Raw genomic sequence first — 11,866 nt, 5'->3', positions numbered from 1 at the left:
AACTTTTTTATCGGATGTGCGTTTTTTCCTCAAAATCAGCATTTTTTTATACTTTTTATCTATTTTTTAAGCATTTTTCATTAGTTTTTTCATATTAAAGTTATTTTTATGCTTTGTTTTCCACTCTCGAATCACAAAATCTGAGCTTTATTCACCTAAATCAGGATTCAAAAAGAAAAACCGCATCAATTTGATGCGGTAAATCCTATACTTTGTGCACTTTTATATTTTGCAGTCATTTCATCTGTTAAATGCTGCAGAATAGAATCCACATTTTCAAAAGGATGAAAACAGGACTGTCGTACAATCACAGAGAAGTCTCCGACACTTAAACGATCTAAAGATTGCAGTTTTACTTTTATATCGGCTTCATGAACAACAAGTTTGAGCTGTATACAGATATTTTCCAGTAAAGCCAAACGCTGTGCATAATTTAAAAAATCAAAATGTATTTTAAAATCGAAACGGCGTAATGCAGCTTGATCAAGTTCATCAAAACGATTGGTTGTCGCCACTACGACGCCATTAAAGCTTTCGAGTTGAACCAAAAACTCATTTACTTGCGAAACTTCCCAAGAGCGGGTTGCTTGACGGCGGTCTTGTAATAAGCCATCTACTTCGTCCAACAACAAAATTGCCTGTAAGTCTTCGGCTTCTTGAAACGCTTTAGCAAGGTTTTGTTCTGTTTCACCCACCCAAGCAGAAATTAAGTCTGAACCACGCTTAATCAGTAAAGGTCTATTGATAGTTTCAGATAACCATCGTGCAAATGCAGTTTTACCTGTTCCAGATGCTCCGTATAAACATAAACGGCCAAAACCATGTTGCAGGATACCAGATGCGATCTCCGCAAGATTCTGCTTACAATTGATATAGTTCAGATCATAGAACTTGGGCAAAGCATTACTATCTTGCAATTTAATGCTTTGATGACCCTGTGCTTTTAAGGTATTGGACACCAATTTGGTCATGCTTTCCTGAACCACTAAATGCTCATTGTGCATTTGAGCCGCTTTGGCAACACGATAACTACGGCGTAAAATTGCTGGAGATAATTGCTCAACATTGGCCAAGGCTTCCTGATAAAAAGGATTAAGTTCTTGACCACAATGTTGTTCGATAAAGCTTCTGCGTTGCTTTTTAGGTGGCACTTTAATTTCAAGCACCATATCAAAACGGCGTATAAACGCAGGATCGAGCTGATCAGAATTAGACACCCAAATCGTTGGTGTACGATTTTGCTCTAAAATACGATTGACCCAAGCCTTACGACTTTGTGCAGTGCTTTTCATCCCCACGCCATTTTCGGTGTCATTAAATACATCCTCAACTTCATCAAACATCAATAAAGCAGATTGACTGTCGAAAATGCACTGCGCTGCACGATACGCACATAAACGGCCTGTGGCTGAAATTGCATCACCATCTTCATCTTCACAGGAGATTTCAAAAAGTTGCACCGCCATTTCATCTGCAAGGGTCTTACACAGTTGTGTCTTTCCTGTGCCTGAACTGCCATAAAGGAAGATATTTACCCCCTGTTGCTTTCTCATTTTGACTTGCTTTAAGTAAGCTAGGAGTAAAGTCAATTCAGTGTGTAAATGAGGATAATCCTCTAAGGTTAATTCAGCAGGCTGACTTTTATTAATGGTTCCAACAAACAGATCCATCACATCATTGGTTTTCACCAATAACTTATCGGCCAATTGGTTTGACACCAAATTCAATTTCCCACGTAAATAATTACGATAGTGTTGTTGAACACTGATTAAGCCACTGCGATGTAAACGCCCTTGTACAGACAAAGCCTGCCGAATTGCTTCATAAGGTAAATCTAAAACCACAGCCAAAGCACGTATGGTTTTAGACGCAGTCAATTCACCGATGGTATCCGCAATATCATCTAGAAGTTGTTCACTGTTTAACATCACGATAAAGCCTAAAATCGTGCTTTCAACAGCATTTAAATCCAGTAATTGCTGTATTAACTTTAGGTTATATTGCAATTCAGCATTGAACTGAAAATTATCTAATAAATTTTGCTGTTGGCTATTTTTATGCAAATGGTTAAGTTCCTGATAAGCAGCTTGCTCATCGAACTTATCTGCAAGTAATGCTTCAGAAAAACCTAACTTTTTTGCAATCCATTGATGACTAAAGCAATGATCAGAAATAAATTCTTTTGCACCACCTAACTCGACCAAAAATCGAAAAGCCCAAAGTTTTACAATCGGAGAAATTTCAGCAAAATCCGCTACGTCAACCTGATGCATATTTTGTGCAAAAGGTTGATTAATATATTCGTTCATATATTCACTTTTTTCTTTTCATGACTAAGGCTAAACTTTTTTCAATTTGCATTTTCTGCAAGCAAAGTCATCCCTCAGAACATGTATATTCTTTAAAATAAGGTTTATTTTCGTTTAATTTAAACGATTAAAAATGTATAGGGTCTATTTAAAGCCCAAAATGAGAAATACGTTAAACAACATGATTTTTCTCCCGAATATTGAATTTAACAGCTGATTCAAATCACATTTTAAGCACCCTGCTTAAAATGATGGGTTCAATCAAGATATTATGGTTATCCTGCAACCAGTGAGTGGTTGTAAACAATCTTGTCAAAAGGCAACGTTACAAGATCAAATTGAGGCAAGTAAAAAGAAAATTGAGGTAGTCTTTGTGATTATTTAAGCCATCGTGGCTAAATTTTGGCTCATTTTAAAGTTAAGGATAGATTTTTGCAATTATTTATTACGCATTCATCACAAACATAGGATTTTGTCAGTTTCCACTAACGACCCAACAAAAAACCCGCCGAAGCGGGATTTTGATTGTCTGTTTCAGTTTATTTTGCTTTATCGATAAATAGCTGGGTACTGTATTCAGCCGTTGCTAATTTATTAATTTTCTTTTGACCTGTCTGACCAGCCAAACCTTGGGCATATTTAAGGAAAGCCTCCGCATAGTCTAAGCCAACATTCACACGGCGCTCACCAGTAATGGTTTTCAAGGTGGTATAGTAGTCACCACCATTCGCAAGAAAATCAATCGTGATCGCTTTGTAAGTCTTATTGAGATCAAGATTTTCATATTGCCCAGATGCATTACGTACTTGTATTTGGTTAAGACGATGGCCTTTGTCTTTAGTAAAGTCAACATTCCAACGCATACCACCAGTATATGGGTAGCTACCCGTATTATTCTGGGCAATCACACCATCTATTGCATCCTCTAAGGTGGCTTTAACTTCAGCACCCGTCAAATCTAAACGCAACAATGTATTCTTGAACGGTAAGACATTATAAATTTTACCAACTGTCACATCCCCTAAAGCAACATCTTCACGGACACCACCACCATTTTGGAATGAGATATCAGCGCCAAAGAAGGTCTTTCCTTGTTGTAAAAACGCTTCAGCAATAATTTGTTGAATATCTCCACCATGTTGATCGACATGGGTATTCTTATTACAGATATCGCCGAGTGTTGAACGATTTACATCACGTTGTGTACCAGGGACTCGACGTGAACAGAGATTATCTGTGGTTTGACCTACGATTTCCTGAGCAAATTTTTTCTTTTGTTCCTGATACGGTTTTAAAACATCCAAGGTCTTTTGTAGAGGTGCTACAAAAGTAAATGGAACCTGATCTGTTTTAAATTGCGTCAGTATTGCTTGTTTTTCTGTTTCGGTGACTGCTTTTGCGTCTTTGGCGGTACGGGTAAAGTTATTGCCAATAAGTACATGTGGTGTCCCACTACAGCTTTCGACATTCCCGTTTTTGTCAAACTTCACATTTAAATCACCCACGATATAACTGTACTGCCAAGCTTGCGCAACACAGACCAATTGACCATCTTTGTTTCTCAGCTGTGTTGGATAAGCACCTTCTGGCGTCATGCCATATTTTTTAAGACTGTCAGGGCCCAATAATGTATGTGAATCGCCCCCAATAATCACATCCACATCGGTAAGTGATTTTGCCAACTGTTGGTCTAAGTCGTATCCCACATGGGTTTGAAGAATAATATTTTTAATGCCTTGCGCTTTATATTGATTAATTTCTTTTTGCGCTGTTTCAATTTCATCTGCAAACAATGTATCAGCATTCGGTTGCGAAGAGTTTTTGGTTTTCTTGGCAACCGTTAAACCAATGATTGCAAATTTCACCCCCTCTTTTTCAAACACTTGTGACTTCAAAATGCGGTTGGTTTTATACAGTGGTGATGATGCACCAAAACTGACATTGGCCGTTAAAATTTGGGTTTTGTCTTTACAAGAACTTTGATCCAAGAAACCAATAAATTTCTTTAATCCATCATCTTTAGAATCAAACTCATGGTTACCCGGCGTAAATGTATCAAAACAAACGGTATTCATTGCATCTGCGTCTGCTTTCCCATCCGTTAAGTTATAGTACAAATCGCCAGTGATCGCATCACCTGCATGTATTTTTAAAGCATTTTTCTTTTCTGCTACAAGCTGGTTAATTAAGCTGGCAACACGTGCAAATCCACCGCTTGCAACACTAAACTCTTCATCCCCTGTCCCCACATTGCTTTTAAATTTAATGCTTTCTTCATCTAAATGTGAATGATGGTCATTAATATGCAAGATATTCAGTTCTAAAGCTTTTGCCTCAACTGGTTTTTCAGTATTTGAATGATCATTATCATCATTACAAGCAACCAACAGCGTAGACAGCACACTCAGCAAAATGATTTGCTTTTTATTATTAATCAACATGATATTTCCAACAAGCAATAAATATTTATGGCCTAGTATGTTGATCATTTGTTTAATTTTGATGAATAATTAAACATTATTGCTCAGCAACAAAGTTTCATCAGAGCTTGAATATTCAAATTATTTTGTGAACACCGACAAACACAGCATACCGATACTTTGAACAACAGCTCTCTTTATGATTTTTCTTTAATGTATTTTTTAAATATTGAAGTTTCAAAAAGTTGTATTCAAATTTAGTCATTTTAAAAATAAAAAACCAATCAAATTTGATTGGTTTTTACGACAAGTTAAATCTTAATCTGCTTGATAAAAAGGTTTATCACCCATCAAAGTGGCTCGATTCATAACACGGTGCTGAGGACGGTAATCATCAACAGCATAGTGGAAAGTACAACGATTATCCCAAAATGCCACATCATTGGCCTGCCACGACCAACGCACTACAAACTCTGGTTTCTGAATATGTTCAAACAACATTTTCAAAACAGCATCGCTTTCTTTGGCTTCGAGTTCATTGATTCGTGTGGTAAACCCTTCACTCACAAATAAAGCTTTACGACCTGTGACAGGATGAGTGCGAATCACAGGGTGGCTAATCGGAGGATGTTTTTTCTTAGCCTGTTCTAGCTTTTCTAATTCGGCAGGATCACCACCAAAACGATCTACTGGAAATGAACGTGCAATATCATGTGTTGCAGTTAAACCAGACAACATCGCTTGCATCGGTTTGGATAATGCTTCAAACGCCGCTGTTCCACTTGACCAAAGTGTATCTCCACCCCATGCAGGGACTTTTTTTGCACTTAAAATTGCGCCCATTGCTGGTGCTTCAAGAAAAGTCACATCGGTATGCCACAATGCATTATCCCGTAAATCATTTAATTCCGTATCTAAAACCATGATTTCTGGTTGTTCTGGAATATTGGGGTAAATTGGGTGGATGTGTAACTGACCAAATTGACGCGCCAAAGCTGCATGTTGCTGTGCAGTCATCGGCTGATTTCTGAAAAAGATCACCTGATGTTTCAATAAAGCTGCTTCAATCAAAACCTTTTGTTCAGGTGTTAAAGGCTGATTGAAATTCACACCTTCAATCAGCGCACCAATCGTTGGATTTAATGGGGTAACTTTAAAAATATTTGAAACAACAGCGTTCATTTCTTCCTCGATCATCTCACGATATATTAAAATGTTAAAACTAAATATGGCGATATGCTATAGAACAGTGTAGCGAAAATAACTTACTGAGATTGCTTATCCCAAGGGACTAATTTCCTTTGTAAACGACGTAAACCAATTTCCAAAATAAAGGCAATCACAGCAATAATTAAAATCCCCACAATCACCACATCTGTAGCCAAAAGCTGTGAAGAAGATTGCACCATAAAGCCTAAACCTTCAGAAGCTCCAACCAACTCTGCTGCCACCAAAGTCGACCATCCCACCCCAAGACCAATACGGATACCGGTTAAAATACTCGGTAAAGAACTTGGTAAAACCACATGTTTAATAATTTGCATTGGGCTTGCACCCAAAGACTGTGCAGCACGAATTTTAGCTTGATCGACTGAACGTACACCGGTTGCTGTTGCAATAACAATCGGTGCAAAAATTGCCAGATAAATCAGTAGCACCTTGGATAATTCACCAATACCACACCAAATTACAATCAAGGGTAAATACGCCAGCGGCGGAATCGGACGATAAAACTCAATGATGGGATCTAAAATACCCCGTACAACTTTATTACGACCAATCGCAATCCCAACTGGAATCGCAGTGATGACCGCAGCAATTAATGCCGTGCCAATACGACCCAAACTTGCACCAATATGACTCCACAAGCTAATACTCATATAGCCATTGCTGAACAAATCATTGAAACGCTGCAAAACGGCGGTTGGTGATGGTAAGAATAAAGCATCAATCCAGCCTAAAGTGGTGACCAGCCACCAAATTGCAATCAAAGTAATGATCGTGATACTACTAATCAAGGTAATATTGACTTCACGTGGAACCTTCACCACCACAGTCTGAGATTCAACTGTACGAGGGATCAATTTAGGGTCTAATTGTGCTGTCATTACTCCACCTTTTCCACTTGAGTTTGGTCACTCTGAGCAACATGGTATTGATCCTGATTATTTTGAATAAACACACAACTCAACACATGCTCTCGCATTTCAATAAACTTAGGATCTGATTTAATACTTCGTGCTGGCTCACCATGGGCATAGCGTTTAGCAAAATCCAACTCTAGCTTTTCCACAATTCGCCCAGGATTCGGTGCAAGAATAATTAGATCTGTTGCTAGAAAAACAGCTTCTTCGATGTCATGGGTAATTAAGAATGTGGGTTTGGACGTGCTCTTCCAAATATCTAATAATAAGCACTGCATTTGTTCACGAATAAAGGCATCCAAAGCACCAAAAGGCTCATCCATCAATAATATTTTAGGGTCAGAAGCCAAAGCACGTGCTAAACCAACCCGTTGACGTTGCCCGCCTGAAAGTTCCCAGATATGGCGTTGACCAAAGCCTTCTAAATTCACCAATTTGAGTAATGCTTGTGCACGGTTTTGACGTGTTTTTTTATCAAATCCTGCAAGCTCTAAACCAAAAGCAATATTGTCTTCTACATTTTGCCAAGGCAATAAAACATCATCTTGGAACACCACACCACGGTCTCGGCTGGGTGCAATGATTACTTCGCCATCCAGTTTTAATGTGCCTGCTTGTGGCTGAGTAAATCCAGCAATCAGATTTAATAAGGTTGTTTTACCACTGCCTGAAGCACCTAATGCAACCATCAGTTGCTCAGAGCCCAGTTGAAATGAAACATCTTTCAGTACCGGTTGTTCAGCACCCGGATACTGTGCTTGTACGTGTTCTACAGTCAATACAGCCATGATGAATACTTCCGATCTCTATTTCGATGTTTGAATAAAACGTGTGTTAATAAACTGTTGATAATTTGGAGAAACTTTTCTCACCAGACCCTGTGCTTTTAAAAAGTTCACTGAATTGACAATATTCTGTGTGGTCCGCCCACCAAGGTATTGAGTGCTTAATTGCGCCTGACGTTCTGGATAGGCGGCACCAGCAAGAAGCGCTGGCACATCTTGAGCATCTACACCAGTAATTTTGGCAATTTTTTGCACTTCAGCCGAGTTGGCAGTCCAACGACTTTTATTCTGGTTATAGGATTGATAATAGTTCAGTGTCACTGTTGAAAACTTTGCTAAGACTTCAGGATGCTTCTGTGCAAAATCTTTACGTGCCACCCAAACTTCAAATGTAGGAGATCCCCATTGCCCAACCTGCCCTGCATCTGTGATGACCTTACCGGTTTTCTTAATATTGGCAAGTGCAGGTGACCAGACAAAAGCTGCATCTATATCGCCTCTGCGCCATGCTGCATTAATTTCAGCTGGTTTTAGGTTCAACAACCGTATTTGATTGGTTTTAATATTCCAATGCTGCAAAGCCCCCAATAAACTGTAATGGGAAGTCGAAGCAAATGGGGTGGCCACCTTTTTCCCAATTAAGTCCTGAGGACTATTAATTCCTGAGCCATTTCTTACTACTAAGGCTTCCGCACTTTTCAGATCGGTAGAAATTAAAAACACCTCTATGGGCAAATTATTGGCAACAGCTGCCCCCAAAGGACTTGAACCAATCAGTGCGATATCTACAGAACCTGAAGCCAATGCAGTTAAAACTTCTGCGCCACTATTAAATAAGCGCCAATCCAGTTTTTCCCCAATTACTTTGTCATACACACCATCAGCCTGTGCAACTTTGGCAGGTTCTATGTTGGTTTGATAACCAATGACGATAGGGCGAGCATTTGCCAAACCACTATAGCTATATAAACTTATGGCTGAGCAAAGCAAAATCAGTTGCTGAAATTTCATGATCAATGTGTGGACTAGAATAAATAAAAAGAGATGGGAATCAGCCTCATGGTACGGTTTTTTTGTATATTATTAAAAATACGTTTTTTAGATTTACTTATATGTTTTATTGATTAACAAAACTTGAAATCTATTTTATTTTTCTAGATCGATCAAAATTAACAAGATTTTAATTAGGCCACTAAACCCACACCAACAAACAAAACAATATCACAATAATATTTTATTAGGATAAATAAATCACATTAAGCAAGCCATTCAATGGTTTACTCATCGGAAATAGAGTAAAAACTCTATTTTTATTCAAATAATATTACTATATTCAGTATAAATAAAACGCGTTTTAAGTATAAGGATATAACATGAAAAAGGAATTTCTTGCCCTTACTACAATCGTATTATTAGGAATATCAAGCACCTCTCAAGCAAAACAAGAAATCTGTGTTTTTGATTTATTAGGGAAAGCTGGCGAATCCTATAAAATGATGGAAGAGTGGGCACTCGCTGCAAAAACATGGAATACCGATGTCCAGCTGATTGCTTACCAAAATGAAGAGCTTGCTGATAAAGATTTTAAAAATGGTAAATGTGATGCTGCCTATATCACCACAATGCGTGCACGCCAATACAATAAATTCGCAGGGTCTATTGACGCGCTGGGGGGGGTTCCAACCAATGCCATTGCACTCAAGGCGATTACCTTTGTTTTGGATAAGCGTAATGTAAAACGCTTAAAAACCAAGATAGACAATGAAGAAATAGAAATTGGTGGAATCGGTCAAATTGGCCCTGCATATATCTTTGTGAACGATCGAACCATTAATACTATTGAAAAAGGTAAAGGTAAGAAATTTGCGGTATTGGCGTATGACAAAGCACAGATTGCAATGGTTGAACGTGTCGGAGCAATTCCTGTTCCTTCGGATATTTCCAATTTTATTAAGAAGTTTAATACAGGTGAAGTACCAATGGTGGGTGCGCCAGCTTACGCCTTTAAACCTTTAGAAATGGAAAAAGGGCTTGGCTCTAAAGGTGCATTGATCAATTTTCCAGTGCTAAATGTCACTGCAGATTTGGTGTTTAGATCTCAAAAATTCCCTGCTACTTTTGGCAATGATTCTAGAACGTGGTTTATCAAGCAACTTCCTCGTCAATTCAGTATGGTCAAACGTTTAGAAGAAGGCATTCCAGCTAAATATCGTTTGAATTTAAGTAAAGCAGATACTGAAAAATATCAAAAGCTTTTACGAGATGGACGTATGGATTTAACCCGACAAGGTATTTACGATCCGACCATGATGTCAGTGCTTAAACGGGCGCGATGTACTGTAGATCGAACCAACTTTGAATGTTCTTTGGCGGGTGAGTAACCTCTCATCAAAAGTTGTTGATAAAAATCAGGCAATGGAGGCATCCATAAATTGCCTGATTTTTTATTTTAAAATTTACTGAGCTGAAGGTTGTTCAACTAAACTTGGGTCATTGGTTGCTTGAGCAGGTTGTGATTGCTGAATCGTTGCATCTCCCTCAACAGCAGTACCTTGTTGAGTCGGATCTACAGTCGCAGTTTGTGCCGATTGCTGTTGATCTGCAGGACCCATTGGTGCTGATTGGGTTGTTTCAGGTGCTTGTGTTGTTTCACTTGATGTACACGCCGTACTCATAACCGCAACACCAGCCAATAGCATAAAAATAAGACCTGATTTTTTCATCATAAATTCCTTTATCACTCTATCAAAAAACGGCAACACAGGACTGCGTTGTCGTGCTGACTATGATTGCTATTTTTTCTGCAAACTTCGTTGAAGCTTGGTTAGACTTTTAAGGTGTTGCCGTATAAGTTATGCAAAGTTTATTAAATCAATGATTTATATTGACCGATTTTATTTTTCATTATACTTGTTTCATTTCACTAGATTTTTTGATGGGATTAAATGCGGTTAGGCAAAAGTCTACCTGATAAAAGATATACTTTTACCATAAAAGTTTCGGATTACTTACATTGTTAATGGCTTTTTACAAGACAAAAAAAAGCTTATCCAAGAAGATTGGATAAGCGATGAAAACATTGTTCAAACTAAAAAAAGAAACTACAGCCATAGAATCTATGGAGCATGATAATTAAATTATTGCTTTTTCGCAAAACCTTATTTTCAATAAGTTTAATCGGTTTTACATGTAAATTAAGCATTTTAATCTGTTCATTCAATTTTAATTTTTGAATTTACTCATCATTTTTGAGCAATAGCTGCATCTATCATCAATAAAGTTAAATTTTTAATCTAAAAAAATAATCACTGATTTGATGATTATTCCAACAAAAATATCTTTAAAGTTTGAGATTTCTCCCTTAGATCAGCTTTTTTCACTGAATTTCATTAAATAATCTCTAAAACTGCTTGAATTTTAGCGGCTCGCCCACATTTCTTATTCATTAATGAATTAAACGATCATGGCAGTTCAAAAATGAACACAGTGCAAAACTGCTGCCGATAAGGACTGTACATGTTTAAGAACCCATTTAAACGGAGTAAATCAATGGCAACTGAGCAGAATCAAGAAGCCCAAGATATTCAAAACGAGCAAGCCGAACAGCAAACTCAGGCTGAAAATGAACAGGTTGAAGTTACCGTTGAAGCTTTACAGGCTCAAATTAGTCATCTTGAAGAGAGCTTAAAACTCGAAAAAGCACGTACTGCAAACGCGGTTTATGAAGCACAGAAAAGTGTAGAACGTATTCAACGTGATGCTGAAAAGCATAAAGACATCGTGTTAGAAAAGTTTGCGAAAGAATTATTAAACTCTGTCGACAACCTTGAGCGTGCCATCCTCGCAGGTGGCGATGAAGAAACACCTGTACTAGAAGGCGTAAAACTGACCTTGAAATCACTTCTCACCACTTTAGAAAAATTCGGTGTTGTTGAAGCAGACACAACCAATGGTTTCAACGCGGACTTACATCAAGCTGTCGGGATCGACCCAAATGCACAAGCCAACCAAATTGGCACAGTTTTGCAAAAAGGCTACACCTTAAATGGTCGACTACTTCGCCCTGCAATGGTGATGGTTGGTCAATAAAGGTAATAAATAGGAGCTTTTTAAAAATATTTTCATGAATTTTCACAAATCATGACTTGAAAATTTTTGAATGGCTCTCATATCGGATAACAAGAAAATCCCTTTTAACTCCCCTTTGT

At 38.0% G+C, this 11,866-nt stretch carries 9 protein-coding genes; 2 read left to right on the top strand and 7 right to left on the bottom strand.

All coding sequences use genetic code 11. The features are described 5' to 3' along the window. Positions 1-185: 185 nt before the first annotated feature. The 6 genes from AC2G3J_RS20125 to tauA all read right to left on the bottom strand — a co-directional run bounded on the left by AC2G3J_RS20125 (position 186) and on the right by tauA (position 8,669). Entirely contained in the window at positions 186-2,309 is a 2,124-nt protein-coding gene (locus AC2G3J_RS20125; RefSeq protein ID WP_483770494.1) for an AAA family ATPase, read from the bottom strand. A gap of 539 nt (positions 2,310-2,848) precedes the next feature. After that, on the bottom strand, positions 2,849-4,750 hold the full coding sequence (locus tag AC2G3J_RS20120; RefSeq protein WP_483770493.1) for a 5'-nucleotidase C-terminal domain-containing protein: 1,902 nt from the start codon (positions 4,748-4,750) through the stop codon (positions 2,849-2,851). A 297-nt stretch (positions 4,751-5,047) separates the two neighbouring features. After that, on the bottom strand, positions 5,048-5,911 hold the full coding sequence (gene tauD, locus AC2G3J_RS20115; protein WP_483770492.1) for a taurine dioxygenase: 864 nt from the start codon (positions 5,909-5,911) through the stop codon (positions 5,048-5,050). Positions 5,912-5,994: 83 nt separating this feature from the next. After that, positions 5,995-6,837: a taurine ABC transporter permease TauC gene (gene tauC, locus AC2G3J_RS20110; protein ID WP_336954590.1), complete on the bottom strand. Its 843-nt coding sequence runs from the start codon at positions 6,835-6,837 to the stop codon at positions 5,995-5,997. Then, positions 6,837-7,661 (bottom strand): taurine ABC transporter ATP-binding subunit, encoded by an 825-nt coding sequence (tauB, locus tag AC2G3J_RS20105; RefSeq protein ID WP_419360979.1) that lies wholly within the window; start codon positions 7,659-7,661, stop codon positions 6,837-6,839. The genes tauC and tauB overlap by 1 nt, the downstream gene beginning before the upstream one ends. 18 nt (positions 7,662-7,679) lie before the next feature. Further along, positions 7,680-8,669: a taurine ABC transporter substrate-binding protein gene (gene tauA, locus AC2G3J_RS20100; protein ID WP_336954593.1), complete on the bottom strand. Its 990-nt coding sequence runs from the start codon at positions 8,667-8,669 to the stop codon at positions 7,680-7,682. A gap of 362 nt (positions 8,670-9,031) precedes the next feature. Here tauA and AC2G3J_RS20095 point away from each other — a divergent pair, with 362 nt between their 5' ends. Then, positions 9,032-10,039 carry a putative solute-binding protein gene (locus AC2G3J_RS20095; RefSeq protein ID WP_336954594.1) on the top strand — a complete coding sequence of 336 codons (1,008 nt, stop codon included), beginning with the start codon at positions 9,032-9,034 and terminating at the stop codon, positions 10,037-10,039. Positions 10,040-10,114: 75 nt separating this feature from the next. Here the strand turns inward: AC2G3J_RS20095 and AC2G3J_RS20090 are convergent, their stop codons facing one another. Next, positions 10,115-10,381, bottom strand: coding sequence for a hypothetical protein (locus tag AC2G3J_RS20090; protein ID WP_483770491.1), 267 nt, complete (start codon positions 10,379-10,381; stop codon positions 10,115-10,117). A gap of 826 nt (positions 10,382-11,207) precedes the next feature. Between AC2G3J_RS20090 and grpE the strand changes: the two genes are divergently transcribed. Continuing rightward, positions 11,208-11,747 (top strand): nucleotide exchange factor GrpE, encoded by a 540-nt coding sequence (gene grpE / locus AC2G3J_RS20085; RefSeq protein WP_004719014.1) that lies wholly within the window; start codon positions 11,208-11,210, stop codon positions 11,745-11,747. Positions 11,748-11,866 lie beyond the last annotated feature (119 nt).

The sequence above is a fragment of the Acinetobacter legionensis genome (assembly GCF_057165765.1).
The sequence above is the reverse complement of the archived record's forward strand: the minus strand, read 5'-3'. Positions and strand labels throughout refer to the sequence as shown.

Bases quoted from the DNA above. Each gene is read 5' to 3' on its own strand.
- AC2G3J_RS20125 (WP_483770494.1), bottom strand. From the start codon at position 2,309: ATGAACGAATATATTAATCAACCTTTTGCACAAAATATGCATCAGGTT.
- AC2G3J_RS20120 (WP_483770493.1), bottom strand. From the start codon at position 4,750: ATGTTGATTAATAATAAAAAGCAAATCATTTTGCTGAGTGTGCTGTCT.
- tauD (WP_483770492.1), bottom strand. From the start codon at position 5,911: ATGAACGCTGTTGTTTCAAATATTTTTAAAGTTACCCCATTAAATCCA.
- tauC (WP_336954590.1), bottom strand. From the start codon at position 6,837: ATGACAGCACAATTAGACCCTAAATTGATCCCTCGTACAGTTGAATCT.
- tauB (WP_419360979.1), bottom strand. From the start codon at position 7,661: ATGGCTGTATTGACTGTAGAACACGTACAAGCACAGTATCCGGGTGCT.
- tauA (WP_336954593.1), bottom strand. From the start codon at position 8,669: ATGAAATTTCAGCAACTGATTTTGCTTTGCTCAGCCATAAGTTTATAT.
- AC2G3J_RS20095 (WP_336954594.1), top strand. From the start codon at position 9,032: ATGAAAAAGGAATTTCTTGCCCTTACTACAATCGTATTATTAGGAATA.
- AC2G3J_RS20090 (WP_483770491.1), bottom strand. From the start codon at position 10,381: ATGAAAAAATCAGGTCTTATTTTTATGCTATTGGCTGGTGTTGCGGTT.
- grpE (WP_004719014.1), top strand. From the start codon at position 11,208: ATGGCAACTGAGCAGAATCAAGAAGCCCAAGATATTCAAAACGAGCAA.